Origin of the sequence: Prosthecobacter dejongeii (assembly GCF_014203045.1) — a bacterium.
In the GTDB taxonomy this organism is placed as follows: Bacteria; Verrucomicrobiota; Verrucomicrobiia; order Verrucomicrobiales; family Verrucomicrobiaceae; genus Prosthecobacter; species Prosthecobacter dejongeii.
Genome location: NZ_JACHIF010000009.1, coordinates 175,783 through 201,830, shown reverse-complemented (window position 1 = coordinate 201,830; position 26,048 = coordinate 175,783). Strand labels below are relative to the sequence as shown.

Sequence of the window (26,048 nt, the reverse complement as noted above, 5' to 3'; positions counted from 1 at the left end):
GACTCATCCGTGGTTTTTGAACTCTCCGTTCAATCCGTGATTCCGTAGACCATCGCCTGCAGCCAGGCAGGGCGCTGGTTGCGCGGGTCCTGGGGATCTGGTAATGCGCCTACCCAGGGTAGGGGCGGGTTTGAGCCGTCCAAGATATGCACCGGCTGCCCATCCAGGGAGATGCCCAGTTCATCGCGGAAGAAGGTCACGCAGCGGCGGCTAAAGAGGATGCGGTGCATGGTGGAGCCGCCGCCCAGTTTCTCCAAGGTGATCCCTACATCCGGTGCCCCTGCCGCCAGCATGTCGCTGCGCCGGTAGTGCAACTCCGCCGGGCTGAGGAATCCCTGATACGGCAGGCACTCCTGGGGCCGCGCCGTGGCGGGATCATAGCGGTAGAGGTCGCGACCGCTCATGCACAGGTTCAGCATCGGCGGCAGGGTCATGTGACTCCACACCACCCAGGCCATTTCACTCTCCGGCACTGGCTTTTTCCCCGTCACCACCGGGCGGGTCAGGCGCAGGCCTTTGAGGCCCGACTTTTCCAGTGCCGCCTTCACCTTTCCGCGCACCAGCATCGCAGACGTGGTGGAGAGCGTGCCACATTCACGGCTCTTCGGAGTGATGGGTGCCTTCAGATGCGGCACGCCCGCGTCATCGTAGGTCGGTGGATAAAGCGGTTCGCCCACATAAACGTGCTGGTAGGGCTGGACATACTCTTGGTTAATCAGGTCGGCGGGCTGATACTCGCGCGTCCTCCGGATGTGGATGCCGGCCTTTTGCAAAGGCTCACGATCGGTGAGGTCATACCCGGCTTGCTGGAGGGCCTCCAGCACTCGCAGGACCCGGGGATCATCCGCCGTTGTGGGAGGCATCGGCAGATAGGTCGCCCCTTGCGGGATCAGGTCTGGGATGCCCTGCCTGATCCGCGCAAAGGCCTCCGGCGACACCTCTCGGGTCAAAGCGTTGCCGCTGCCTGCAAACACATGGAAGTTGTATTTCTCGATCATAAATCGCCTGTTTTAGGGGCATCGACTGCCGACTGTCCATGGCGAAATGGAGAGGGTATCTCATCGGGAGAAAATGTAACCCTTGTGCTCGAACGAATATTAGCTCCGGGTGAAAAGAACGAAGCGAGTTCGATGCGGGGACAGGGTAGGCCGCACGATGATCGAATCGTGATGCGCTCTGGAGGAGCGCGAAAAGCCCCCGCCAACAGTCAAAACGTGCATGGGCTCCGGCTCGGCTGGGGTCCTTTCTTGTGCCCCTTCAGGGCGCGTCTCTGGTTTGGCGACATGTGTCTCGCGGTCCAGGGGTTCCGATCGTTCCTCACTCCACCGCCCGGCTAGGCTAAGATTCCATTGCTGGGTGCGCCTGTTCGGAGGTTCTGGACAGGCGTTTTGTTATGTGCAGCGGGGCTTGGGAGATGCGATCTCATTTCGCGTAGCGTGGACGGGCGGGAGGAACCGCCGGGAGTGCGGTGGGCACTCTTGCCAGTGTATTTCGGGCGTCGCTCTGCGACGCCATGAGAGATGACATGGCCGGGGGGCGCGCCTTGAAAGGTGCGGCAAGGATACGGACGCCGCTCTGCGGTTGGGAAAGGGGCGCAGGCAACGCTTGAGCATTCAAAGATGCAAAGGAACTTATTTTTTGCGCTTTTTCATGAGCCCTCGGTTGGAATTTTGAAGGATGAATTTTCTCGCATCAGCCTCGATTTCCCATCTTGGAGCTTGTCTTGATCCTTGACCACTGCGTCTTGCCCTCTGAGTTTCTAGCCTCCATGTCCGTCCCACTTCTCGACGTCAACGCCCAGAATCATCCACTCGAATCTGAACTCCAGGCCGCCTTCGCGCGTGTTCTTCAGCATGGCCGTTTCATCATGGGGCCAGAGATGGAAGTGCTGGAAAATGAGATCGCTGAAATGGTGGGTGTGAAGCATGCCCTCGCCGTTTCTTCCGGCACAGATGCACTCTTACTAGCCCTCATGGCGCTGGACATTCAGCCTGGGGATGAAGTTCTTTGCCCAGCTTTCACTTTCTTTGCCACAGCAGGAGCGGTCTCTCGTCTGGGCGCCATTCCTGTCTTTACAGATATTTGCCCCATCTGCTTCAACATGGATGTGAATGATGCGCGAGCCAAGATCACGCCCCGCACGAAGGCCATCATTCCCGTTCACCTTTTTGGACAGAGTGCCGATATGGACCCGCTTCTCGCCTTAGCCGAAGAAAAAGGGCTGCGTGTTATCGAAGATGGGGCTCAGGCCATTGGCTCTCTTTATAAAGGCCGTGCCTGCGGGGCCATGGGAGACTTTGGCACCTACAGTTTCTTCCCCAGCAAGAATCTCGGTGGCTTTGGTGACGGTGGTATGCTAGTGACTAATGACGACAACCTCGCCGAGTTTGCGCGGGTGCTGCGAGTGCATGGTTCCAAGCCCAAATACTACCATCACTACATCGGTGGCAACTTCCGCATGGACACCGTGCAGTGTGCTCTCCTGAGCGTGAAAGTGAAGCGTTATGCCGAATACACGGCCCAACGCCAAGCCAACGCGGCTCATTACACCGAAGCTCTTTTGAAGCTGCCCGGTGTGGTCCAGGCGGATGTTTCACACTGCAAATGTGTGAGCGCCCAAGATGCCTGGCTAGCAGGGCAGGGGGCACGTCTGGTGCTGCCCGTGGCCTATGATCACAACACCCACATTTGGAATCAATACACCGTGCGTGTGCTGGATGGTCAGCGGGATGCCTTCCGTGATGCTCTGCAAAAAGCCGGCATCGGCTGTGAGATCTATTACCCGCTCACGCTGGATCAGCAGCCTTGTTTTGCCCATCTGCCTGAGGCTTCTCGGTTGGGCTGTGAGGTCTCTCACCGCATGGCGCAGGAGGTCATCAGCCTACCGATCTATGGTGAACTCTCGGAAGCTCAACGACTTGAGGTCATCGCGGCCATTGCCGGATGGCTCAATGCTTGAAGATAAAAAACTTCCGGCAGACAAAATTGATCAGCACGGAGGTAACGGCCATGCTGAGCTGCGCCACCAGGGTATTGAGACCAAACATCTTGATTAACCAGGGCCCTGCCAGCAAGCCGCCTCCAAAGCTGATCACGCCGATACCAAAAAAGCTGGCGATTTCTACCGCCCGGCTATGACGCCCAGATTTGAAGACCCACAGAATATTGGTGACGTAAGCGACGGCAGTGCTGAAGAGAACCGCGATGGAGTTGCTGATCGTGCTGTTGAGGGCACGGGTTTCATCTGGGATGGAGGAGTCAATGGAAGGAAAAGCCCAGAACGATAAAGCTACCCAGATGACCTGGTGCGTGATAAAGGCCCCCAGCCCGCAGATCCCATATTTGATGAATTGGAGCAGTGGGTGCGCATCTCGGGAGTTCACCTGCGCCAAAATGGTGCGCCAGTCATTGTTGCGGACGAAATGGGCGGCGGAGCTAAGCTGGGAAATCATAAAGCAAGAGCAGTACTGACGCCGCCTTTCCCAGGGAGCACAAGAAACAAAAAAACGCAGTCGGTAAATTCCGACTGCGTTTGGGTAGAGGCCTAGGCTCTCGTTAAAAGATCAATACGGGTTGCCATAATAAGGCTGACCGTTCGGATAGTAGCCCGTGGGGCGACGGTATTGATTGTTATACTGCTGGTTTTGGTAGTATTGTTGGTTGCGCTGATCCTGCGCGTTGCCGATGGCGTTGCCGCCCAGGGCACCGAGACCGGCACCGATGGCAGCGCCTTCCAGGCCGCGACCACTCTGGTTACCGATGATGCCGCCGGCTGCCGCGCCGCCGAGTGCGCCGATGACTGTGCCGGTTTGGGCATTGGGTCCCGTGGCGCAGGAAACCAGGCTGAGAGCGGCAAGGAATGAGAGTGCTGATGTTTTCATACTTGGGTAAGTGACTGGTTAGTCGAGACGAGGCTATCACTTGTTCACCAAAAAATAGTTAAACTTTCCGAAAAATTTTTGTCAGCCCTGCAAGTGAAAAAGTCTGAAGATGTGAAAAACGGGGTTGCGTAGCGATTCTGGTGTGGTAGGACTTTCGACTCCCCCGCCCGCTAACTGGGCGCTGACCTCTTATGCGTGTCCGTACATCCGTCAAACCTCTCTGCGAACTCTGCCGCGTCATTCGCCGCAAAGGCGTGGTCCGCGTCGTCTGCAAAAACCCACGCCACAAGCAGCGTCAGGGTTAATTCCAGGCACATTCATTCATAGCAACTTACTGATTATGGCACGCCTACTTGGAGTCGAAATCCCAAACGAAAAGAAGATCGAATATTCCCTGCCTTACATTTATGGCATCGGTCTTCCCCTGAGCCGCAAAATTCTTGCCGCTAGCAACATTGATCCTAACGTCCGCGCTGGAGAGCTTACGGATGACCAGATTGCACTCGTCACTCAGGTGATCCAGGGCATGGGCATCGTGTATGAAGGTGACCTTCGTCGTGAGCAGGGTATGCACATGAAGCGCATCCTTGGCATCAACTGCTATCGCGCCACTCGCCACCGCCGTGGCCTGCCAGTTCGCGGTCAGCGCACTCACACCAACTCCCGCACTCGCAAAGGTCCTCGTAAGACCGTCGGCGCGCAGAGCAAGCCTGGTAAGAAGTAATCAGGTAACAACCCAGGCTCCTATCCTTTCGTATTATGGCAGAAGAAACAACAACTCCGGCAGTGGCTCCTGAAGCTGCCGCCCCAGAAGCCGCTCCAGCTCCGGCCCCAGCGCCTGCAGCCCCCGGTGCACCGGCCGCTGACAAAGCGCCAACCAGCGGCGACCGCGCCGTTTCCCAGAGCGTCTGGCTTGAAATCGGTGGCGGCGACGGCACTGAAACCGCCAAGGTCATCAAGGCCAAGGGTTCCAAGAACGTTCACTCCGGTATCGTTCACGTCCGCTCCAGCTTTAATAACACGATGGTTTCCATCACGGATCGCGTGGGTAACCTGATTGGTTGGTCCACCTCTGGAAAGATGGGTTTCCGCGGTTCCCGTAAAGGCACTGCATACGCAGCCCAGGTCGTTGCTCAAGACGCTTGCCGTCAAGCCATGGGTCACGGTCTTCGCGAAGTTGAAGTTCGTCTTCGTGGCCCAGGTTCTGGCCGTGAGTCTGCTGTCCGTGCCGTTCAGGCCATGGGCATCGAAGTCACCGTGATCAAGGACGCTACCCCGATCCCTCACAACGGCTGCCGCCCACCGAAGGCTCGCCGCGTCTAATCTCGTTTCTCTCCGCATTTTACTCGTATGGCACGTTACACAGGTCCCCGCGAAAAGATCGCCCGTCGTTTTGGCGTCGCGCTTTTCGGTCCTTCCAAGTCTCTTGAAACCCGCAACTTCCCACCTGGGCAGCACGGTGTTAAGAATTCCCGCCGCAAAAACTCTGATTACGCGGTCGCTCTGATCGAAAAACAGAAGCTGCGTTTCCAGTATGGCGTGCTTGAAAAGCAGTTCCGCCTTACCTTCGCTGAAGCTCAGCGCCGTAAGGGCGTGACGGGTGAAAACCTGCTTCAGATGCTCGAGTCCCGTCTCGACAACGTGGTTTATCGCTTCGGATTCGCGAACACTCGTTTCGCTTCCCGCCAGCTCGTCAGTCACCGCCACATCACCGTCAACGGTAAGATCGTCAACATCGCTAGCTATCAGGTCAAGCCTGGTGACGTCATCGCCGCTAAGAACAGCCCTCGCTCCCAGCAATTGGTCGGCCGTTTCTTGGAAATGACCCTCGGTAACCCTTCTCCAGATTGGGTGACTGTGGATCGCGACAAGATGTCTGGTGTGTTTAACCGCGCCCCGATCCGTGACGAGATCAACCCGATTGCCAATGAGCAGCTCGTGGTGGAACTCTACTCCCGTTAATCCGGAAGTTTCACAGACAGCCTTTCCGAAAGGGACACCGCGAGGTGTCCCTTTTTCGTAATCACTCCCGATCCCATCCATGCTCATCCCCGAACATCTTGAAATCATTGGCTCTGAATTAGCCATCCGTTGGTCCGACAAGTCCGAAGACTACATTCCCTGTGAGCGCCTTCGCGCCTGGTCTCCCAGTGCCGAAAACACGGGCGAGCGGGATCTTCTAGGGCGTAAATATGGCGGCACAGACCAAAAGCATTTCCCCGGCGTCACGGTGCGTGGCTGGCGTGTCATTGGCGGTTACGCCGTGCAGTTTGACTTTTCTGACGGGCATAACACGGGGCTTTTCAGCTTTGATTATTTGAAGGCCATCTGCCGGGAAGCGCCGAATCTCTGAGCCGCTTTTCTGAGGTATGATCTAGCGCGAGATGATTTCTTGGCCGCTCATGACTTCAGGGTTGCTGCTAAGGGGGCATTTCCATTAGACTGACTTCATGCCCCTACGTTTTTCTCGTCGTCATTTCTTGGCTAGCAGTGCTGCTGCCATCGGTTTTCCCACCATTGTTCCGAGCAGTGTCTTCGGTAAATCAGGACGTCCTGCCCCCTCGGAGCGTATCACTGTCGGCTGCATCGGTTGGGGGACCATCGCCGGAGATTGGACCCCTTCGTTTTTAAACAACGAAAAGTGCCAGGTCATCGCCGTGGCGGATCCCATGAAGGAGTATGGCCACTACGGCTACGATGGCAAAGAAACTGGTGGGCGCGAGGCGGGTCGCAAGATCATTGACCAGCACTATTCCCAGGCGGCAAACAAAAATGTCAAGACCTGCACCGCCTATGAAGACTTTCGTGAAATGATGGAGCAGGAAGATCTGGACGCCGTCCAGGTCTCCACGCCGGATCATTGGCACGCCTACATGGCCGTGTATGCGGCCCGCAAAGGGAAACACATCTATGGCCAGAAACCTCTCGCGCTAAACATTGGCGAAGGTCGCCTCATGGCAGATGAAGTGGCCAAGGCGGGAGTGACCTGGCAGACCGGCAGCCAACAGCGCAGCGATATCTATTTCCGCATGGCTTGCGAAATGGTCCGCAATGGCCGGATCGGCAAACTCAAACACGTCCGCGTGGGGTTGCCCGGTGGTCATTCCAACTGGAATGGCATGGCCGACAAAACCGAGGTGGCTCCGCTCCCGGCTGATTTTAATTACGAACTCTGGCTGGGTCCTGCAGAGCAGATGGATTACCGTCCAGCTTTGTTGCCACTCAACTGGCGCCACAATTTCAATTTCAGTGGCGGTATGATCACAGACTTTGGCGCTCACCACATAGACATCGCACAGTGGGGCATGGGCACGGAGCACACCGGCCCCGTCGAGCTTCGCGCCGTCTCAGGCACCTTGAACAAAGATGCGCTTTATAATACCGCCACCGCCTTTTCCTTTGAGTGCGTTTATGAAAATGGTGTCATCATGAAGGTGGCTAGCCCGGATCATAAGCTGATGCCGGAAGTGGAAGCGGCCATGAAAATACCAGCGGGCAAAAAAGCCTTCGATCACGTCGGCGTGATGTTCGAGGGCGATGCGGGTAAGTGGATCTATGTGAATCGTGGGAAAATCACTGCCAGCGATCCAGCCATCCTCCGTGAGAAGATCGGCGCGGATGAAATCCATCTTTATGAAAGCAAAGACCACACGGACAATTTCCTGAGCTGCATCTACGACGGTAAACCCACGGCCACACCCGTCGAGATCGGTCATCGCAGCATCACGGTATCGCACCTCGCCAATATCGCTTTGCGCACCGAGAGCGCCGGACTGAAATGGAATCCACAGACGGAAAAGATCGAGGGAAATGAGGCGGCTTCAAAGTTGCTTTCGAAGGAATGGAGGAAGCCTTGGATTTTGTGAGTCCATTTGCGCGAGATCTTAACCGCGGGTGGGGGCAGTACTGGGTCTTGTTAGCTCTGTTCCTGAGGGTCGTCATGCCTGGGCTCCAGGCTCAGTCCTTGCAGCTCGATGCGAGCAAGATTTTGAGCCAGCCCCTTCCTGTTGCCGTTTCACCATCAGCGGCGGCTGAGGCCATTTTTCAGGGTTACTTGTATCTGGAGCCTAACCAGATGCGCTTTGAGGTGCTGTATGATGCGACGACCGTCCTCTCATGGGCAAAGTTACCAGTCACGCCTCAACTCGATGCCGCCCAGCAAAAGACCTTGGCGGCTGCCCTCGCTGCCAAAGCCGAGGACTGGTGCCGTCTAGGGACCACCCAGGTGAGTCAGGGGACTTTTTTGGGAGCTTCCATCATCAAAGGAAAGCCCGGGGCCACTCTGCCCTTTGATGAAGGCAGCAGCCTACCCACTCGTGAAGCCATGGTGGGCCTAATCTGGGAGTTTCCCTTGCCGCCCATGCCTGAAGAAATCCTCATTCAGTGGACGGGTTACATCCAGGGCCAAAAAGTCCTGCCTATCCGCCTTTTCTATGGAGTGAAAAGTGAATCTGTCGAAGCTGCGATTGGTGTGCCTTTGCTCAAGTGGTCGGTCAAAGGAAAGCTGCCCATGCCTGGGCCCCTTGCCGCCGTTCCCCGTATCGCTTCGCTCCCACCTTGGCAGCTTCCATTGGCCAGTATCATCTGGGCTTCAGCCGGACTGATTTTTTTCCTTTGGGTCAAAATGGGTAGGCACCGGCTGCCTGGTGGCGCGGTCGCATTTTTTGGGGCGTGGTTGCTCGGGGCAGTGTTGACCTGGCCGTTTTTGGTTATTCAGGTCCCTCGGGGTCCTGCTGCACCGCCAGTGAAAACCACGGCTGAAGCGGAGGTTATTTTATCACCCCTGCTACGGAATGTGTATCGTGCTTTCGACTACCGTTCGGAGTCGGATATTTATGACACTCTAGCCCGCAGCGTGGATGGTGAGCTGCTCCGTCAGCTCTATCTGGAGACCCTACAAGCCCTGACGCTGGAGGGCAGGGAAGGCACCCGGGTGACCATCACGGAATTCAGTGCTGAGGTCATGGCTGTGAAAGATAATCCCGCAGGGGCAGGGTTCGTCACGGATTGTCAATGGACCGCTCTCGGCACTGTGGGGCACTGGGGGCACGCCCATACCCGCGTGAATCGTTACACAGCTCAGGTGACCGTCTCCCCAGTGAAGGCTGAGTGGAAGATCATAAAACTCGAGGTGCGGGAAGCTCGGAGAATTTGAGGTTTTTCTCTCAAAGTTGACATTCTAGGGCACTCCCCTTTTGACAAAATGCCCCTGCGCGGCACTCTGCCGTCCCGCCTGCCCTGGTGGGGCGTAGTCTCTGAAACCCACGCGTCTTTTGAAAAACGTCCTCTTTGTCTGCACTGGAAACACCTGCCGCAGCCCTCTGGCTGAGGTGCTGTTCCGTGACCTGACGAAAGACTTGGCCGATTACCAGGTCGGCAGCGCGGGGGTGGGGGCCTACTCTGGGCAACCGGCCAGTCGCAGCAGTGTCGTCCTGGCCAAGGAAAAAGGACTCGACCTAACCAAGCACAAAAGCCGGGCTGTCACGGTGGATTTGGTCGAAAACGCCACCCACATTTTTGCCATGAGCCGCAGCCATCTGGCGGCCATTCTCATGAACCACCCCGAGGCTGAGGACAAAGTGTACTTGGTTTCCGAGTTCACGGCGGATGACCGCCTGCGTGGTCGGGATCTTAGTGACCCATTTGGAGGTGATCTTTCCGAGTATCGCGAGACGCTGGAGCATCTGGAAAAGATGCTGCCTAGTGTGCTCGCCTACATCGAACAAACCTGGAAAGCGGAGGCTGGCCGAGGTAGCACGCAGGGAGATTAGACTTGGGGAAAGGGCATCTTTAACGAGGCCTTTTCCCGCGCTTCATCTTCCTGCTACACCCGCCGCATCATTCGATTTTTTCATTTTTGTATTCGAACTTTTCATTTTCAAAACCCCCTCCTTTTCGCCAATCATCTCCATGAGCACACCCCCCGCCCCAGACCTGCCGCAGAAACTCGCCATTGGTTCCGACCATGGCGGGGTGGCCCTGAAGGACGCCGTCGTCGCCCATCTCAAAGATAACGGTTACGCCGTTCAGGACTTCGGCACGCATTCCGCGGCCTCCGTGGACTATCCAGATTATGCGGAGCTCGTCTCTCAGAGCGTCCTTTCAGGGGAGGCTGATGCAGGCATCCTCGTCTGCACCACCGGCATCGGCATGAGCATCGCTGCTAATCGCCATCCCGGCATCCAGGCCAGTCTGGTCAGCGATGCTGAAACTGCCGCCATCACCCGTGAGCACAATGACTCCAACGTCCTGTGCCTCGCTGCTAAAACCACTTCCGAAGCCACCACCAAAGACATCCTCAACGCCTGGTTGAAGACACCCTTTGCTGGAGGCCGTCACGGACGCCGAGTCGCCAAAATGAACACCCAGCCCCAACTCCACCCCCTCACCATCCTTGAAACCGCTGATCCAGCCGTCGCCGAAATCGTGCGCGGTGAGCAGCATCGCCAGCAGAACAACATCGAGCTCATCGCCAGCGAGAACTTCACCAGCAAAGCGGTGATGGCTGCGCAGGGCTCCTGCCTCACCAACAAGTATGCTGAGGGCTACCCTGGCAAACGCTGGTACGGCGGCTGTGAAGAAGTGGATAAGGTGGAGCAGCTCGCCATTGACCGCGTCTGCAAACTCTTCGGTGCCAAGTATGCCAACGTGCAGCCGCATTCCGGCTCCCAGGCCAATGCCGCCGTTTACTTCAGCGTGCTGCAGCCTGGTGACAAAGTGCTGGGGATGAACCTTGCCCACGGTGGTCACTTGACCCACGGAAATCCGGCCAACTTCTCCGGCCGCTTCTACAACTTCTGCCAGTATGGCGTCCGTCAGGACAATGAGCTCATTGATTATGATGAACTCGCCGAAGTGGCCAAGCGTGAACAGCCGAAGATGATCACCGCAGGGGCCTCTGCCTACCCGCGCATCATTGACTTCAAAAAGATGAGCGAGATCGCCAAAAGCGTCGGCGCTTACCTGTTCGTGGACATGGCCCACATCGCCGGTCTCGTCGCCGGTGGCCAGCACCCGAACCCGATGGAATACGCGGATTTCGTCACCAGCACCACCCACAAGTCCCTGCGCGGGCCTCGCGGTGGGATCGTGCTGACAAACAACGAAGACCTCATCAAGAAGATCAATAGCCAAGTGTTCCCTGGCGTTCAGGGTGGCCCTCTCATGCACGTCATCGCGGCGAAGGCCGTTTGCTTCGGCGAGTGCCTGAAGCCCGAGTTTGCCGAATACACTCAGCAGGTCGTAAAGAACGCCCGTGCCCTCGCCGCACGTCTGGCGGAGCTAGGCTACCGCATCGTCAGCGGCGGCACAGACAACCACCTCATGTTGGTGGATCTGCGCCCTCGCGGCCTGAATGGCAAAGTGGCCAGCGAAACCCTGGACCACGCTGGCATCACCGTGAACAAGAACGGCATCCCGTTTGATACCGAGAAGATCACCCTCGGCGGCGGCATCCGCATCGGTACTCCGGCTGTCACTACCCGTGGCATGAAGGAAGCCGAGATGGTGCAGATCGCCAACTGGATCGACCGCGCCTTGGGTAACAAGGACAACGCCGAAGTCCTTGCCTCCATCCGCGCCGAGATCGCCACCGTGAACGAGCGTTTCCCGCTGCCGTAATCTTCGTTAGTCTAAACCTCTCCTTGCGGCCGGAACGGAAACGTTCCGGCTGTTTTTTTATTGGTTGGACGCCCATATCACAAAAGCATCACCACCGGTTTCATTCGGGCGGAGGAGTAGCAGGCAGCGGGCGTTGGTATCTGGACACCCCCTTTGCAAATCATGATGCGTCTCCTTTCCCTCTGTGCCTTCTTGGCCACCTCTTCGTTGTTCGCGGCTGAACCCGTCACGGAGAAAATCAACGTGCTGGATCTCATGAAGGCCGGCGAGGTGGAATATCACATCAATCCGAAAGCTGACTTTCATGATCCGGCCAGCGAAGTCTTCCAACTCAAGGATGGCCTGCTGAACATCAGCGGTAAAGGCTACGGCTACATGGTCACCAAGAAAGGGTACAAAGACTACCATCTGGTGGTGGATTTTAAATGGGGGCCAAAGACCTGGGGCAAGCGTGCAGATCGTGCTCGTGACAACGGCATTCTGGTGCATTCCTATGGCCCACATGGGGCCTATGGAGATACTTGGATGGCCAGCATTGAGGCCCAGATCATCGAAGGTGGCATCGGCGACATCTTAGTTCTTTCCCCCAAATTGGCTGATGGCACGGAACTGACGACCAGCCTGAAGGCCGAATTTGAACTGGACCGCGACAAAGAGAAGCGTTGGAAGAAAGGTGCGCCTCTCCAGGAAGTGACCAAGGGCCGCATCAACTGGGAGAAGCGTGACGAAGACTGGGCGGACAAGATTGATTTCCGTGGCAAAGATGATCCCGATTCACCCGTGGGTGAGTGGAACCGCCTCGAAGTCATCGCCAAAGGCGATACGCTGGAATACTTCGTCAATGGAAAGCTGGTGAATGCCGCCTTCGCGTGCAAGCCTGCGGAAGGCCGCATCTGCATCCAGACCGAAGGGGCAGAAATGATCGTTCGCCGTTATGAACTTCACCCGTTAGGCCAGTTCAAGGAAAAGTGGACCCCGGAGATGGCGAAGAAGTAGAACGAGTTTCCAACTCGTTGCCAAGGATCCCTCTGCCAGTATCATCCAGCATCACCAAACGTTCCATTAAGGCCGATAACCTAACAGGATGTGAATCATTATGGGCACGTCGTTATGATAAAAATTACCGGACGCCGAGTCTTTCTGCACCCAGTTCCAGTAGCACTTCATTGAGCACCTTAAACAGAGTTTCGGGAGGGCATGGGCCGACCGTCAATACCCCGGCGTTTTCATCCAGGGGCCATATCCACCACATGACCAACGGGTTTTTTTCACCCTTCGCAGTAAGCTTCCATTCACGATAACGATCCTTCTGATTTCTTTGTAGGCAGTCCCGGACCATGATGACCTCCAGACCTCTTTGCTGGAGTTTATCCGGTAGAAATTTGGCATGAACATCAGAGATCCAATAGGCGGGCAGGGCACTCATTTACTCAAGAACGACCAATAGCCGGTCGAAGACGGGAGGCACTCTTTATTTTCCGAATATGGAGAGCGCACCATCATTGATGCAAACTGAAGCGATTTCATTTCGAGCACCATGTTAAGGTGTTATCACAAAAACACCACCTCCGGTGCCATTCAGGCTGAGCACGAGAAGGTTGGTTCCGTATCTATCGTAGTACTCCCCATCATGATGCGCTCCACTTTACTTTGCGTCCTTGCATTCGGTTCCGCCCTGTTTGGGGCACAGCCAGTCACTCAAAAGTTGGACGTGCTGGATCTGATGAAGTCGGGGAAGGTGGAATATCACATCAATCCCAAGGCCGATTTTCATGATCCGGCGGATCAGGTCTTTCAGCTCAAGGATGGTCTGCTGAACATCAGCGGCAAAGGTTACGGCTACATGGTGACCAAGGAGAGCTTCAAGGATTACCATCTCGTGGTGGAGTTTAAGTGGGGGGCAAAAACCTGGGGCAAGCGTGTGGACCGTGCCCGTGACAACGGCATCCTTGTGCATGCCTACGGACCGCACGGCACCGTGGGGGATACTTGGATGGCCAGCATTGAGGCCCAGATCATTGAAGGTGGTATCGGGGACATCCTGGTGCTTTCGCCCAAACTCGCCGATGGGACGACGCTGACCACCAGCGTGTCTGCGGAGATCGAACTGGATCGCGATAAGGAAAAGCGCTGGAAGAAAGGGGCACCGCGCCAGACGGTCACGACGACAAGCCGCATCAACTGGGAGAAGCGCGACGAAGACTGGGCCGACAAGATCAATTTCAGGGGGAAGGACGATCCCGATTCCCCCGTGGGCGAGTGGAACCGCCTGGAGGTCATCGCCAAAGGCGACACCCTGCAATACTTCGTCAACGGCCTGCTGGTGAACGAGGCGTTTGACTGCAAACCCGCTGAAGGCCGCATCTGCATCCAGACCGAAGCGGCGGAGATGATCGTTCGCCGTTATGAACTTCATCCGTTAGGCCAGTTCAAGGAGAAATGGAATCCTATCCAGGCCAGCGGCGGCAGCGATGTGAGTGTGCGCGATGGCCAAGCCGTGGCGCTTTCTCCTGAGGAGTCGTTAAAATCCATCCAATTGGATGGTGACTACGAGGCGCAGCTGGTGGCCGCAGAGCCGCTGGTGCTCGATCCTGTGGAAGTCACCTGGGATGCGCAAGGTCGTCTGTATGTGGCGGACATGCGAGATTACCCTCTGGGGCCGGAACCCGGCAAACCTGCACTTTCCCGCATCCAGCTTCTCTCCGATGAAGATGGCGATGGCCGCATGGACAAAGCGGTGACCTTTGCCGACCATGTGGACCATGTGCAGGGGCTGCTGCCTTACAATGGAGGGCTCATCGCCACCACCCGCACGCAGATTCTCTTTCTCGAGGACACGAATGGTGATGGCAGAGCGGACATCAATGAACCGCTGATCAAGGGCTTCAATCCCCGTCATAGCCAGCTCCAGGTCAGCGCCCCTCGCTGGGGAATGGATAACAAAGTGTATTTCAACAACGGTCTGGATGCCAAGGAGATCTACCCTGTCGCTAAATCGGATCCTGCCAATGTCGCCCGCTTCAACTTCCGCTGGGACCCGAAGACCGGGAAGATCGAGCCCACTAGCGGCTATGGCCAATACGGCGGTGCCTTTGATGACTTCGGGCATCACTTTTTCTGCTCGAACCGCAACCCTGTTATGTTTGCCGTCATGCCCTACGAGGCCGTGATGCGCAATCCCCATGCAGGCATCAGCCAGGGGCATGAAGACATCGCCCCGCCTGGGGCTGAGACGCGTGTTTATCCGCTGAAGATCACGCACACAACGGCGGATGCACACGCGGGAACCAATACCGCCTGCAGTGGCCTGGGCGTGTATCGCGGGCATCTCATGCCGGAACTGAAAAACAATGTCTTTGTGCCGGATCCGACGGGACAGCTTGTGACTCGTTACAAGGTGGAGCCGAACGGGGCTTCCCTCAAGGCCACGCGTGTGGGTGATCGTACCGAGTTCTTCCGCAGCAGCGATGAGTGGAGCCGCCCGGTCAACATGACCACCGGCCCTGATGGCGCGATGTACATCTGCGACATCTATCGCCGTTGGATTGATCATGCCCGCTTCTTCCCAGAGGAGTTTGTGAAGACACATGACATGCGCCAGGGAGAAAATGAAGGCCGCATCTGGCGCATCGTAAAGAAGGGGCAAAAAGTACCGAAGATCGAAGCCGCCCCGACAGATCCAGAAAAACTCACCGCCTGGTTAGGCCACGAAAATGCCTGGCAGCGCGAGACGGCGCAGCGGCTGCTGGTGGAGCAAGGGAAACCTGTCGGAGGCCCAGTCGAGGTGGTGGGGGACAATCGCCAAACTTTTTTCCAGATTCTGAATGCGCCGGACCAAGACGCCGCGTCAGAAGGCGCTGTCATTGAGGCCCGAGCGAGTGCCATCAGCCAAGCTCCGGAAGATGCCTGGGTGATGCGCGCGGTGCTGAGTGCCAGTGTCCACTCTGCCGGCGCAGTGCTGAGTAAGGTGATCGAAAAAGGCGAACTCACCCAGACCTACTCGGCCCAGCGAATGGATACCCTTCGTGCATTGGCCAGTGCTGCGGCGGCGGTTGGCGAAAAAGGTGACTTTGTTTTGGCTCTGCAAGCCTTGGAGACTCAGGCCGGGCAGCTCGCCTGGTGGAAGCCCGCTGTGCTGCAAGGTCTCGCCGAAGGATTGCCTAAATCTGGTGGCAAGATCGGGGCGAAAACTTTGGCTGCTTTTGTCAGTCAGCCACCTGCCGGGCAAGAAAAAGCCGCCGCCGAAATCAATGCCCTCCTTACTAAGGTGGACATGGTTATGAGCGACAACAAAGCGCCGCTTGATCAGCGTCTCGCGGTCATGCCTTTGTTAGCTCAGCGTTCCTGGGACAAGGCGGAGCCGGTGCTGCGCAAGCTGCTGGCAGAAGGCCAGCCCACGGAGCTGCAAACGGCTGCACTGGCCGTGCTGAAGAAGTACGGCGCGGATAAAGCCTCCCCACTCATCTATGACCTGCTGCCTGCGGCGGGCCCGACCGTGCGGCGGGATCTGGTGACGCTGCTGACCTCGAATGCGAAGACGGCGCTCGACCTCTTCAAGCGCATGGAAAAGGCTGAGTTCTCTCCGGCGCTGGTGGATGTGGAGACGCGCTGGCGTTACCAACGTGGCACGGGTGAGCTGCGTGATCTGGCCGTGAAACTCTTTGGCCAACCAAGCGAGGACCGCGCCGCCGTTATCGCCAACTACATGGACAGCACCCATGCAAAAGGGGATGCGAAAAAGGGCCAGCAGGTCTTTGCGATGATTTGCATCACATGCCACAAACATGGCGATCTCGGGGTGGAGGTTGGCCCTCCTCTTTCCGATGTTAAGGCCAAGCCGCCGGAAGCGCTGCTGTCTGACATATTGGACCCCAACCGCATGGTGGAAGCACGCTGGTGCGCCTACACCATTGAGACGCAGGATGGACGCGCTCTCAGCGGTCTCATCTCTGCCGAATCCGCCGACAGCGTCACACTGAAAATGATGGGCGGCCTTAGCGAAACCATTCAGCGCAGCCAGATCAAAAAGATGGTCAGCACGGACAAGAGTCTCATGCCTCCGGGCCTGGAAGGCGCGATCAACAAAGATCAAATGGCCGATTTGCTCGCTTTCCTACGCGGAAAAAATTAAAGTCCGTCTAACGAAAAGTGTGGAATAGCGCAAGCCGTAGGCTGGGTGTGTCCGGCGCAAACGATCCCGCAAGCTCTCCCGCCACCATCGCCGGATTACCCGGCTTTTTGGGAAAGCTGGAAGCCCCAAGAGCGCGGCACATTCAGGGAAAGTGGGATGGCGAAAATAAGGGGCTTTATCTTTTACCATACATCTTTTTGCCAAGGGTTTGCACACGCACCCGTGGCCTTTTGAGACCTGCACATAGACTCACTATGTGATTCGCTTTCGGTTAGGCTGATGCAGGCTGAAGCCGACGATTCTTCTGCTTCTCCGCCTTGAGCTGACCACAACCCGCTGCCACATCAATGCCACGCCGCTGCCGAACGGTGCAGGGGATACCCGCCTCCTGAATGATGGCCTGAAAAACATCGGCCGAACTCTCCGCACTCTCACGCCCACTGTAACCAGCGGTTTCATTGAGGGGGATGAGATTCACATGCGCATCCAGTCCCGCAAGAAGGGTGGCGACACGCCGTGCATGCTCAGGAGTGTCATTGACACCTGCGATGAGAGTCCAGGCGAAGAAGATACGGCGTCCAGTCTGCTGTCCGTAGCTTCGGCAGGCGGCGATGAGCTCTGCCAGAGGCCATCGTTGATTGGCGGGGATGAGGGCCGCGCGTTCAGCCTCCGTGCTGCCATGCAGGCTGATGGCCAGGTTGTAGGGTCGGTTTTCAGCCGCCAGGCGCAGGATGCCCGGCACCACGCCGACGGTGCTGACACTGATCTTGCTCGGCCCGATGTTGCAGCCACGCGTGTCACTGATGAGGTCCAGCGCCTTCATCACGTTATCGTAGTTATGCAGTGGCTCGCCCATGCCCATGAGCACGATGTTGCGTAGCCGCTCGCCTTTGGCCCGCAGGATGCGTTGGGCATGCAGGACTTGGCCCACGATCTCTCCCGGCCGCAGGTGTCTTACAAAACCCATCTGGCCCGTGGCACAAAACACACAGCCCATGGCACAACCCGCCTGGGTGCTCACACACACCGTGTGGCGTCCCGTGTAGCCCATGATCACGGTCTCGATCTCCTGCCCATCTTGGAGACGTAGCAGGAACTTCTGCGTCAGCCCATCCCCACTCGGCATGTGGGAGGCCACGGCGAGGTGATCCATGGTGTAGCCACCTTCACCCCCGACTTTTTCCCCCAGCCAGCGGCGCAAAGGCGGTACCCATTCATCTCGCACAGCACGGGCTTCCAGATCCGTCTCGGCCCGGAAATGCAGCGCATTCCATACTGTGCTGACATGGGCCGGGCGCAATCCATCCGCCACGAGGAGATCACGCAGTTCATCAAAGGTCAGGTCATGGAGGGAAAGCGGCACTCGTCCACTATGCCTCAGCCTACGCGCTCTGCCACTGCGGAGTGTTCCCCACACTGCGCCCCAAATCTCTTCATGAAAACTCACTTGCCGCCCCCCCTAGAGCGTGCGAATCTCAACTTCACCCTGAACGCGCTCGTAGTTCAACGGATAGAATGGTGGTCTCCGAAGCCGCATATCCAGGTTCGATTCCTGGCGAGCGCACTCTTTGGCTTCAATAAGATGCATCCAACTTGCTGCATTTACGGGGTGACGACGATGTATTGATGGGACTTACGGCTCAATGGAGCGGGGATTTTGTCACAGTTTGCCAAGGCTGGCTTATATGCAGTAGAGTCTGGCCTTCTCATCATGTTTTCCTTCCTGAAATTCCTCGTCGCTGCGGGTATTGCCACGTTTGGCATCTGGTATGTTTTTCAATACGACAACATCACGGAGGTCACGGGTGGGGTGGCGTTTGTCTGTGTGATCGTGGCTTTTTGTCTGCTCAAATGGCAGCCTAAAATGGACTTCGGCCCGAAGGACTTCATCGTTCGCTACAAGCACCTCAAGTGGCAGCCCGGTGAGTTTACGCGGCACTGGCTCATTACGGGAGATACGGGGGTGGGGAAGACCACTTCGGGGTTCAATCCACTCCTGCACCAGATCAGCATGAGTCGGCCGAACTGGGGTGGACTGATTTTGGGTGCGAAGGGGGATGAGCACTTTTTCGCCATGGAACATGCGGCCGGGCATGGGCGGCCTGAGGCCATCTGCGTGCTGGCGGTGCGTCCAGATCGTCTCGATAAAAACTGGAAACCGAAGGAGCGATACAACTTGGTCTCAGATCCCCGCCTGCCCTACACCACTCATGCGAAGAATTTGGTGGATACCGGGGCTTCCCTTACGGAGGGGGAGCAGTCTTCTTTCTTCAAGCCTGCGGCCCAACAAGCGCTCACCAGTGCCTTTGAGTTGCTAGAGACGCTGGGCCACCCGGTCAATGTGCTGCGGGCTTATGAGATCCTGACGGATAGCTCCGCTATGGAAAAGATCTTTGAAGAGCTGCTGGATACCGACAGCACGCCTGAGCGCATCAAACTGGCGAAATACTTTGACCAGACCTTTCTCAGCGCCAAGGCGGCGGAGCAGAAAGAAGGCCTGGTGGGGACACTCAAAGTCATGCTGGGTTTCTTCACTCACCCAGACATTGCTGAGGTCTTCTGCTCGGATGAACCGAACACGATTGACATTGCCGATGTGGACAAGGGGCGCATCTTTTGCACCGCGCTGCCGCAGACTTTCCAGACGGAACGCCGTTACATCAATACCTACATCAAGCTGCTTTTTTACACGCACGCTATGATGCGGTTTGATAAACCGAAGTCAGAACGAAAAGGCGAGAATTTGCTGATTGCTCTCATGGATGAATTCCAGGCCCTGGCCACCGCGAGTGAAGATGGCATCTCAGATCACAATGTCATTGACCGTCTGCGTGCGGCGAATTGCTGCCTCATTTTGGGCATGCAAAGTGATGCCTCTCTTTTCCCAGTCTTGGGCAAAGAAACGGCTCAGGTGCTGACGCTGAACTGCCGTTCTCGAATTGCGTTTCGGCAGCCAGATCCAGAAGGTGCACTGGCGGTAGCGGAGTTCATCGCCAAGGTGGAGAAAAAGAAGGTCTCCAAATCTTCCGGCTTCATGGGTAAAGACGCGAGCAAGACGGTCAATACGGAATGGGACTACGAAGTGCAGCCGGGTGAGCTCATGAAGATGCCAGATGCAACGGCCTGGATCGTCCACCCTTCGAAGGACAAAATCAAAATGCGCATCCCCGCCATGGATGGCGCTGGGAAGATCCCAGACTGGTGGAAGTGAAACCCCTAACAGGCCGTTTTTATGCAAGCTCAGCCGCAAGATATCCAGCAACAAATCGAACAGCTCCAGGAGCGCCTGGATTCACTCCAGGAAACGCTCAATGCAAATGCACCGAGTGACTTGGCTCGTGATCATTGGGGAGATGTGGAGATTAACTCCATTTTATTCAAGGACCCAGCGCCCCCCGGTTATTTGGATTCAGACATCTATAAACTCGCTGCGGAAATAGATAGTATTGACCGTGATGTCGGACGGCTCAAAAATGACTTGGATCGGCAGCTGCTGGCCCAGCAAGCGCGACAACCGCAGCCGCATCTTCAGGCGCAGGCATCAGCAGTGCCTGTGAACCCGCCAGCGGCCAGTGTGAATGCCAACGTAGCCACCAGTTTTTATGCCGATCCTGCGAAGCAGCAGGCGAAAGCTGCTCTGGATCCGCAACCAGGTAGCCTCACGGCTGCTCAGGCGGCAAGCTATTATGCCGATCCCGTGAAGCAGCAGGCGAAAGCTACTCTGGATCCGCAACCAGGTAGCCTCACGGCTGCTCAGGCGGCAAGCTATTATGCCGATCCCGTGAAGCAGCAGGCGAAAGCTGCTCTGGATCCGCAACCAGGCAGTCTTACCGCGGCTCAGGCAGCGAGTTATTATGCCGATCCTGCGAAGCAGCAGGCGAAAGCCGCGCTGGACCCGCAGACAGGAGGGGGCGCTACGGCACCAAGCGTGCGGGATATTTTGCGCGGGGCTGCTAAGGGAATGAGTCAGGCGGCGAATTCGGTTAAAGAGACGATTCAGGCGAAGCTGGGCTTGCTCAGCCACGAGGAAAAAGTGTCTCGCGTAGAAAAGCAGATCGAAAAACGCAATGATCATGGGAATGATCTCAGGGCGAAGCGTGAAGAGCTTTTTAATGGTCGCCCGCCAGTGCCTAACAACAGGGCTGACCGCGATCAACTCATTCAAACGCTCCAGGCAAGTCTCGACAACCCTCAGATGACGGATCCCTCACAAAGAAAGGATCTCGCTGACAAGTTGGATAAGTGCAAACAGGCGAACAAACTGGATGAACGAATCGGGAAAAACGAAAGTAAAATCGAAGGGCTGACGCAGAAAAAAGAGGATCTACAGGCCAAGTTAAAAACTGGTGCGTCCCTCCCTGCAAACGCTAACAACCAAGGTGTGACAACGGCTATCAAAGTGCGGTGATCGAGAAGGGGGGCTCCCTTGTATTCGATCGGGCCGACATGCAGCGATTTGTCTCAAGATCTATTTTGATTGATGAGCGGCTTTGGGAATGCAGGGAAAGTCTGTGGTGGAATCGTCATTTTTTCTGTCACAGAATTTTCGTGTTTGGCAATTTTAGGTAGAGCCCAGCTTAATTTTCATATCTTTCCTTTGTTGTTGGATTGTTTGTTAGGTCTTGTTCCAGGTGTGCCATGACACCTCAATTCTACGCCTTTTATCCCACACAAGTTCTCCACCTCATTTCCTAAAAATAGACAACATCGTTCTCTCGAAACTCATGACTCCAGAACAACTCGAAATCGGCAGACAGATTGAGCAAACAAGATTCCTTATCGGTGAGGCTCAAGAAAAATTGGGTGCGGGTGTGGATCCGCAGACATTCATTCGGCAGCAGAATGAAGAGTTGGTAAAACAGTCCGCCCGGGGCGGTGTGATGAGCCGTGCGGAGCAAGAGCAAGCGTCCATTGATGCTGACAGATACGAAGCGGCAGAGAAGATTTTAGAATTGCAAGAGAGACTGGAGAAGCAGCAGCGGCAGATGGCGGCTGCCGGAGCTTCGGTGGCTGGCCCTGCGCCCGGGGGACCGAGCGGCCCTGGTGGCCCTGGTGGATCCAGCGGGGCTGTTTTGAGTGGTCCTACGTCATCCAGTCTCAAGCGGGATATCGCCATTCTGGAGGCTTCGATTGATGAGAATCAACAGATTTTGGGAGAAGGTGTGGATCCTCAAACTTTCATTCAGCAGCAGAATGATGCCTTAGTGGCACAATCTCGAAGAGGCGGGGTGATGAGTGCCGCAGAGCAGCAAGAGGCATCTGTCAACGCGCAGAAATATGAAGCGGCAGAAAAGATCTTGAATCTTCAAGATCAATTGACGGAAAAGCAAAAGCAGTTAGGCGCTTCTGCACCTTCGGTGAGTTCTGGTGGCCCCTCGGCAGATGGTGATTCTGGCGGTAGCAAAAGTGTCCGTGAGAGAATGCGAGATGCCTTGCAGAAATTGGGAAGTGAACAAAAGCTCAGTGCCGTGGATTCTGACACTCAGGCACGATACAAAGCTGGCAAAAAGGAACTTGATGACTTACTTAAAAAGGAAAGCAAGGCCCTAAGCAGTGCTCTGAATGGAGATGTGGGATCCCTCGATGATTTGAAAACAGAGTCACCTGCTGAAAAAAAGGATCGTGCAGAAAAGATCCAGAATCTCCAAAAGAAACTGGCTGAGATGAAAGAAAAAGACCCTGGCTTGGCTCAATTGGACCGCAACACCGTGGGGCGAAACGTGCATTCTGCTGTCCGTGATCTTGCAAATAAAGTGGGGCAGAAACTGAAGTAAGACGGATTTCTCGTCATCTGGGCAAGTTGCTGGGCATTGCCTATTTTTTAAACGGTCGAAGGGGGTGGCTCCCCCTTCGGCTTTTTTTTAGCAGGCTCTTGTTCGCACTTGGCTGGTGGCCAGAACTAGCTTCTTCCGATACTTCTCCGCCGACTTTTTATGTCACACCTCCAGATCTCTGGGGTAATCCGAATGCGCAGTGCGCCGGACGTATTTTTCACGCGTTTTGTGTTCATTTTGAATGCGGTGATGCGACCTCGTTTCTGACGTAAGTTTACTTGCCTCCTGCGCCATTGACCCCAAGATTTCAACATCATGCCACTCTCTGAAAGCCAACAGGCTCGCCTCGACGAAATTAAGACCAATCTTGGTTATACCTCTGACATGCTCCAGGGCATGCAGGCTTTCCCTCGCCAGATTGCGGCTTTGGAAAAGCTCGATACACGCGGCCAGGAGCTTGATTTCGACACTTTGACCCTGGATGAAATGCGTGACATTTACGAACGTGGTCGGGTCAATTCAGACATCAATGGTTGTGAACTCGAACATCCTTATTCCCCTGGGAACTTGCAGCAAGTCACGTTGGAGTATGGCTTTGAGACAGACGAGAATGGAGTACTGAAGGTGGGCACGAAAGAGAATCCCATTGAAACGAGCCGAGAGTCTTTGGAGAATGTGATGTTTAACTGGATGCATGCCAACAACCATGCCATCGACCCTAGAAACATCAGTGCGGCGCAGATCAATATCCTGGGAAGCATTGATCGGGGGCTGGGAGGAAAAATCGAAAAGGCGAAGTTCGATTACATGAATCTTCAGGAGGAGATCAAGCAGAGCACGGGTGAAAATTTTCGAGATCCTGCTTTTGAGGCCAGTTACCAATCTCTCAAACAGCAGGCTGATGAACTCGTCTCCTTTGCCAATGAAGCCCAGTCTAGCCTCGCATTAAAAGGTGCTGCCAATTCCATCGAAGCTGCCAGCAGCCAAAATCTGACAGCCGATCAAACGGCAAAAGTCTTTTTCGAAGCAAAGCGGTTCATCACAGGGACGGATACTCCGGCGATTGATCTTACTGGGCGAAACTTGAAGGGACTCAACATCAGTGAGTCTGATCTTTCAGGCATCAAGATGGATGCCGTGACGCTCAGCCGTGCAACTTCCATTAAGAGCAGTTTGGGAGTGGACCCAGATCTGAAAGCGGCCGCCATCGCCCTGAGACCGCAGGTAGAAGAGTTGGACGCTCTACAGGCGGAACAGCAGACGCTTCGCGAATCGCTGCCTACGACTCAAGCTGCAAAGCTGGTGGGACGGATCAATGGCAGCACCCGAGCGAAAGAAGATCAAATCGCAGCTTTGGAGGAGCAGATCCAAAATCTTCAGGCTGAAGTAAACCAGCAAAACGTGATTTTTACTCCACCACCGCGCCAAGCTGCGGTGACCTACATTGCCCCGCCAAAGCCCGAGCCGCTGCCGCTGCATAAGCAGTTAGAAACGTCTGATTCCTATGTGGTGGGGGCAGGTGCTTTGGAGCCTAAAATCAGCTCTGGCCCGGCAAATGCCATGCAGAAAGCGCAGGCTAGCGAGTCTTTCAAAGTGTCTGGAAGTCAGGTTCTTGATAGCAAAGGGGCTACCACGGCTTTTGCGAAAAAGCCCATTGGTTCGCGCTCACAGGCATTGCGTGAAAATGGGGCAGATGAGATGGCTCTGCAGCAAAGCCTCGGTAAAGATGGTGACCAGATCGGCACCGTCGCGCCGCTTTATGGCACATCCGTAAAGGTCGGGGATTGCAATGCCACGGATGTCTCCGCACGTCTCCAAGCCATCCAGGGAGATTTGAGTTCCTTGCCCTCTCGCTCGGTCGCCAGTTCAGTGGTGAACAAGGCCCTGCAAATGGATGCTGTGGCGGAGGAAAAATTCGGCGTGGACCTCAATGGTGTGCCTCATGGCATCAGTGTGGGGGTGGCAGGTGCTGCGATCCGTACCCGTCCCAGTGACCCGACAGAGCCAGAGGCTTTTTTAGACATTGATTACACCAATGCGCAGATTCAAAAAGGTCTCTTCGATCTGGAAGCGCAAGATTACATCACCGGGCAGATTGATCGCCATGGTGGGAACATCTTCATTGATCCGCATAACCAAGAAGTTCGTGGCATTGATAATGACTTGGCCTTTCCAGTGGTGGATCGCGCGGAGATGGTGAAAAATGGCGATGTGAATAACAAGGCAGTGGCCACGCTACCCATGTTCGTTCATGAGGATACCGCCGCCAAGATCATGGCTTTGTCGCCTGAGGCTTTGCGTCAATCGCTGGAGGCCATCGATCCACCAAGGGGTGTGGGCAGACTGGAGCCTGCGGCGATTGATGGGGCCTGCAAGCGTTTGGTGGAATTGCAGGATCATATTCAGAACCTCGAGGCTCAGGGGAAGCTGGTGAAGGAATTTAACATGGATACCTACCAGCAAGCGCGGCAAGCCCAGCTCCTGTTGTCTGGAGATCCTCCTGAGTTGGGCGGGGTCAATCATGGGAGCCTCCAGCGCGCCTCGTATCTGGGCACGGCTCTTATTGAGAAGGCCCGCACAGAGAGTCTCAACGCCAATGAGAACAAGCCGTGGGAGCACCGTAAACTCATGGATGAAAATGATGTGCCAAAACCGGCCGTCAATCTGGTCTATGCCAAATACCAGGCCGATGTGCAGGCGGCCAGGGAGCAGATCGACCAAAACGACCCAGACATTGCTCGTATCCGAACGGAAATCGCCAGTTTGGAAAGTGATCTTAAATGGCAGATCAATGATGTGGACTCCATGCGGTCTGCTTTGGACGCGGCAGAAAGGGTAGAGAACTCCGCCCGATTCGCAGATGCCAACAGCGCCTATGAAGGGGCTTTGAGCACGGTGGAGGAAACCCGAGAAAAAATCGCCCAAGCTCAGGAAAAGATCGAGCTCTTTGCCGACTATAAGCTGGAGTCCATGAAACCGCGGCTCGCTGTGGCAGCTTATGAATTGGAGGTGGCCGAATACACGAACCAGGAAGTGCAGTTGCAGGGAGAGCTACAAGAAGCCCAGGCTGAGATAGCGGCTATCGAACAAGAGATGTCTGTGGTCTTGGATGAAATTGCCGCGCAAGATCTGGGCGCTGCCAAGCACGAAGGAGGAGAAGCTCTGCAGCAGAAGCGTGTGGAGGCCCAAGTAAAATTGGAAAACATCCAGCGTCAGCTTGAAGCCTGCCAAACCCAAAAAGCTGACTTAAAAGGTCGTATGGAAGTGACCATGGCGCAAAATCCAGAATGGCAGCGTATCGCTCAGCCCCAGCAAGTCGCCAAGCCAAGTGCCCGGATGAATATGGGCACACGTGCGGTACCTTCCTCCCAAGTTCAGCGTAACCAGCCCTTGGCGCGCTCTCCTCGCCCCCTGCCGCCCATCCCTGGTGAAAAACCACCGCAAGAAGGTGCTGAGGTGAAAGCTGTAAAGCACAAAGTCAAAGAGGATATTCAGGCGCATCATGAAGCTGGAAATCATGAGCATAATCGTAGAAACTCCACTGGTGCAGCCGTGCAGTGGAAGCGAACAGCTCCCTCCAAAGGGCAAGATCATCACCTGGGCGCCAAGTAGCTTTTTCATCAATTCGCGCACACCTTTATC

21 protein-coding genes and 1 tRNA gene are annotated in these 26,048 nt (G+C 55.8%); 17 read left to right on the top strand and 5 right to left on the bottom strand.

The genetic code is table 11. From position 1 onward, the window contains the following. Window positions 1-29 precede the first annotated feature (29 nt). A complete protein-coding gene (locus tag HNQ64_RS19075; RefSeq protein WP_184211666.1) occupies window positions 30-998 on the bottom strand; it encodes a hypothetical protein in 969 nt (322 codons plus the stop codon). A gap of 770 nt (window positions 999-1,768) precedes the next feature. Here HNQ64_RS19075 and HNQ64_RS19070 point away from each other — a divergent pair. Then, window positions 1,769-2,959 carry a DegT/DnrJ/EryC1/StrS family aminotransferase gene (locus HNQ64_RS19070; protein ID WP_184211664.1) on the top strand — a complete coding sequence of 397 codons (1,191 nt, stop codon included), beginning with the start codon at window positions 1,769-1,771 and terminating at the stop codon, window positions 2,957-2,959. On the opposite strand, the gene HNQ64_RS19065 is transcribed toward HNQ64_RS19070, so the two are convergent. Beyond that, on the bottom strand, window positions 2,949-3,452 hold the full coding sequence (locus HNQ64_RS19065) for a GtrA family protein (RefSeq protein WP_184211662.1): 504 nt from the start codon (window positions 3,450-3,452) through the stop codon (window positions 2,949-2,951). The genes HNQ64_RS19070 and HNQ64_RS19065 overlap by 11 nt on opposite strands. A 111-nt stretch (window positions 3,453-3,563) precedes the next feature. After that, on the bottom strand, window positions 3,564-3,881 hold the full coding sequence (locus HNQ64_RS19060) for a glycine zipper domain-containing protein (protein WP_184211660.1): 318 nt from the start codon (window positions 3,879-3,881) through the stop codon (window positions 3,564-3,566). 191 nt (window positions 3,882-4,072) lie between these two features. On the opposite strand from HNQ64_RS19060, the gene rpmJ reads away from it, so the two are divergent. From rpmJ to HNQ64_RS19010, 10 genes are all read left to right on the top strand, one after another. Then, window positions 4,073-4,186, top strand: coding sequence for a 50S ribosomal protein L36 (gene rpmJ / locus HNQ64_RS19055; protein WP_133796336.1), 114 nt, complete (start codon window positions 4,073-4,075; stop codon window positions 4,184-4,186). A gap of 35 nt (window positions 4,187-4,221) precedes the next feature. Further along, a complete protein-coding gene (gene rpsM / locus HNQ64_RS19050) occupies window positions 4,222-4,605 on the top strand; it encodes a 30S ribosomal protein S13 (protein ID WP_184211658.1) in 384 nt (127 codons plus the stop codon). 35 nt (window positions 4,606-4,640) lie between these two features. Next, the gene (gene rpsK / locus HNQ64_RS24380; RefSeq protein ID WP_184211656.1) at window positions 4,641-5,204 is read left to right on the top strand and encodes a 30S ribosomal protein S11; all 564 of its coding nucleotides are present in this window, start codon (window positions 4,641-4,643) and stop codon (window positions 5,202-5,204) included. A gap of 27 nt (window positions 5,205-5,231) precedes the next feature. After that, window positions 5,232-5,843 (top strand): 30S ribosomal protein S4, encoded by a 612-nt coding sequence (gene rpsD, locus HNQ64_RS19040; protein WP_184211654.1) that lies wholly within the window; start codon window positions 5,232-5,234, stop codon window positions 5,841-5,843. A gap of 79 nt (window positions 5,844-5,922) precedes the next feature. Next, a complete protein-coding gene (locus tag HNQ64_RS19035) occupies window positions 5,923-6,234 on the top strand; it encodes a gamma-butyrobetaine hydroxylase-like domain-containing protein (protein ID WP_184211646.1) in 312 nt (103 codons plus the stop codon). A gap of 97 nt (window positions 6,235-6,331) precedes the next feature. Further along, window positions 6,332-7,747: a Gfo/Idh/MocA family protein gene (locus tag HNQ64_RS19030; protein WP_184211644.1), complete on the top strand. Its 1,416-nt coding sequence runs from the start codon at window positions 6,332-6,334 to the stop codon at window positions 7,745-7,747. Between the two features lie 74 nt (window positions 7,748-7,821). Then, window positions 7,822-9,036 carry a hypothetical protein gene (locus tag HNQ64_RS19025; RefSeq protein WP_184211642.1) on the top strand — a complete coding sequence of 405 codons (1,215 nt, stop codon included), beginning with the start codon at window positions 7,822-7,824 and terminating at the stop codon, window positions 9,034-9,036. Window positions 9,037-9,154: 118 nt separating this feature from the next. Next, a complete protein-coding gene (locus HNQ64_RS19020) occupies window positions 9,155-9,652 on the top strand; it encodes a low molecular weight protein arginine phosphatase (RefSeq protein ID WP_184211640.1) in 498 nt (165 codons plus the stop codon). A gap of 139 nt (window positions 9,653-9,791) precedes the next feature. Further along, window positions 9,792-11,501: a ribose 5-phosphate isomerase B gene (gene rpiB, locus HNQ64_RS19015; protein ID WP_184211638.1), complete on the top strand. Its 1,710-nt coding sequence runs from the start codon at window positions 9,792-9,794 to the stop codon at window positions 11,499-11,501. A gap of 162 nt (window positions 11,502-11,663) precedes the next feature. Continuing rightward, a complete protein-coding gene (locus HNQ64_RS19010) occupies window positions 11,664-12,497 on the top strand; it encodes a 3-keto-disaccharide hydrolase (protein WP_184211636.1) in 834 nt (277 codons plus the stop codon). A gap of 124 nt (window positions 12,498-12,621) precedes the next feature. On the opposite strand, the gene HNQ64_RS19005 is transcribed toward HNQ64_RS19010, so the two are convergent. Continuing rightward, window positions 12,622-12,927 (bottom strand): hypothetical protein, encoded by a 306-nt coding sequence (locus tag HNQ64_RS19005; RefSeq protein WP_184211634.1) that lies wholly within the window; start codon window positions 12,925-12,927, stop codon window positions 12,622-12,624. 204 nt (window positions 12,928-13,131) lie between these two features. On the opposite strand from HNQ64_RS19005, the gene HNQ64_RS19000 reads away from it, so the two are divergent. Then, window positions 13,132-16,632 carry a PVC-type heme-binding CxxCH protein gene (locus HNQ64_RS19000; RefSeq protein WP_184211632.1) on the top strand — a complete coding sequence of 1,167 codons (3,501 nt, stop codon included), beginning with the start codon at window positions 13,132-13,134 and terminating at the stop codon, window positions 16,630-16,632. A gap of 271 nt (window positions 16,633-16,903) precedes the next feature. Here HNQ64_RS19000 and rlmN read toward each other — a convergent pair whose 3' ends face one another. After that, on the bottom strand, window positions 16,904-17,995 hold the full coding sequence (gene rlmN / locus HNQ64_RS18995) for a 23S rRNA (adenine(2503)-C(2))-methyltransferase RlmN (RefSeq protein ID WP_221305500.1): 1,092 nt from the start codon (window positions 17,993-17,995) through the stop codon (window positions 16,904-16,906). Between the two features lie 129 nt (window positions 17,996-18,124). Here rlmN and HNQ64_RS18990 point away from each other — a divergent pair. The 5 genes from HNQ64_RS18990 to HNQ64_RS18970 all read left to right on the top strand — a co-directional run bounded on the left by HNQ64_RS18990 (window position 18,125) and on the right by HNQ64_RS18970 (window position 26,018). Further along, window positions 18,125-18,196: transfer RNA gene (locus HNQ64_RS18990), tRNA-Arg, on the top strand. Window positions 18,197-18,343: 147 nt separating this feature from the next. Then, a complete protein-coding gene (locus HNQ64_RS18985; protein WP_184211630.1) occupies window positions 18,344-19,843 on the top strand; it encodes a type IV secretory system conjugative DNA transfer family protein in 1,500 nt (499 codons plus the stop codon). Window positions 19,844-19,864: 21 nt separating this feature from the next. Continuing rightward, a complete protein-coding gene (locus HNQ64_RS18980) occupies window positions 19,865-21,040 on the top strand; it encodes a hypothetical protein (protein ID WP_184211628.1) in 1,176 nt (391 codons plus the stop codon). Between the two features lie 316 nt (window positions 21,041-21,356). Next, the gene (locus HNQ64_RS18975) at window positions 21,357-22,406 is read left to right on the top strand and encodes a hypothetical protein (protein ID WP_184211626.1); all 1,050 of its coding nucleotides are present in this window, start codon (window positions 21,357-21,359) and stop codon (window positions 22,404-22,406) included. A 315-nt stretch (window positions 22,407-22,721) separates the two neighbouring features. After that, window positions 22,722-26,018: a hypothetical protein gene (locus HNQ64_RS18970; RefSeq protein WP_184211624.1), complete on the top strand. Its 3,297-nt coding sequence runs from the start codon at window positions 22,722-22,724 to the stop codon at window positions 26,016-26,018. The last annotated feature ends 30 nt before the right edge of the window (window positions 26,019-26,048 follow it).

Bases quoted from the DNA above. Each gene is read 5' to 3' on its own strand.
- HNQ64_RS19075 (WP_184211666.1), bottom strand. From the start codon at position 998: ATGATCGAGAAATACAACTTCCATGTGTTTGCAGGCAGCGGCAACGCT.
- HNQ64_RS19070 (WP_184211664.1), top strand. From the start codon at position 1,769: ATGTCCGTCCCACTTCTCGACGTCAACGCCCAGAATCATCCACTCGAA.
- HNQ64_RS19065 (WP_184211662.1), bottom strand. From the start codon at position 3,452: ATGATTTCCCAGCTTAGCTCCGCCGCCCATTTCGTCCGCAACAATGAC.
- HNQ64_RS19060 (WP_184211660.1), bottom strand. From the start codon at position 3,881: ATGAAAACATCAGCACTCTCATTCCTTGCCGCTCTCAGCCTGGTTTCC.
- rpmJ (WP_133796336.1), top strand. From the start codon at position 4,073: ATGCGTGTCCGTACATCCGTCAAACCTCTCTGCGAACTCTGCCGCGTC.
- rpsM (WP_184211658.1), top strand. From the start codon at position 4,222: ATGGCACGCCTACTTGGAGTCGAAATCCCAAACGAAAAGAAGATCGAA.
- rpsK (WP_184211656.1), top strand. From the start codon at position 4,641: ATGGCAGAAGAAACAACAACTCCGGCAGTGGCTCCTGAAGCTGCCGCC.
- rpsD (WP_184211654.1), top strand. From the start codon at position 5,232: ATGGCACGTTACACAGGTCCCCGCGAAAAGATCGCCCGTCGTTTTGGC.
- HNQ64_RS19035 (WP_184211646.1), top strand. From the start codon at position 5,923: ATGCTCATCCCCGAACATCTTGAAATCATTGGCTCTGAATTAGCCATC.
- HNQ64_RS19030 (WP_184211644.1), top strand. From the start codon at position 6,332: ATGCCCCTACGTTTTTCTCGTCGTCATTTCTTGGCTAGCAGTGCTGCT.
- HNQ64_RS19025 (WP_184211642.1), top strand. From the start codon at position 7,822: ATGCCTGGGCTCCAGGCTCAGTCCTTGCAGCTCGATGCGAGCAAGATT.
- rpiB (WP_184211638.1), top strand. From the start codon at position 9,792: ATGAGCACACCCCCCGCCCCAGACCTGCCGCAGAAACTCGCCATTGGT.
- HNQ64_RS19010 (WP_184211636.1), top strand. From the start codon at position 11,664: ATGATGCGTCTCCTTTCCCTCTGTGCCTTCTTGGCCACCTCTTCGTTG.
- HNQ64_RS19005 (WP_184211634.1), bottom strand. From the start codon at position 12,927: ATGAGTGCCCTGCCCGCCTATTGGATCTCTGATGTTCATGCCAAATTT.
- HNQ64_RS19000 (WP_184211632.1), top strand. From the start codon at position 13,132: ATGATGCGCTCCACTTTACTTTGCGTCCTTGCATTCGGTTCCGCCCTG.
- HNQ64_RS18985 (WP_184211630.1), top strand. From the start codon at position 18,344: ATGTTTTCCTTCCTGAAATTCCTCGTCGCTGCGGGTATTGCCACGTTT.
- HNQ64_RS18980 (WP_184211628.1), top strand. From the start codon at position 19,865: ATGCAAGCTCAGCCGCAAGATATCCAGCAACAAATCGAACAGCTCCAG.
- HNQ64_RS18975 (WP_184211626.1), top strand. From the start codon at position 21,357: ATGACTCCAGAACAACTCGAAATCGGCAGACAGATTGAGCAAACAAGA.
- HNQ64_RS18970 (WP_184211624.1), top strand. From the start codon at position 22,722: ATGCCACTCTCTGAAAGCCAACAGGCTCGCCTCGACGAAATTAAGACC.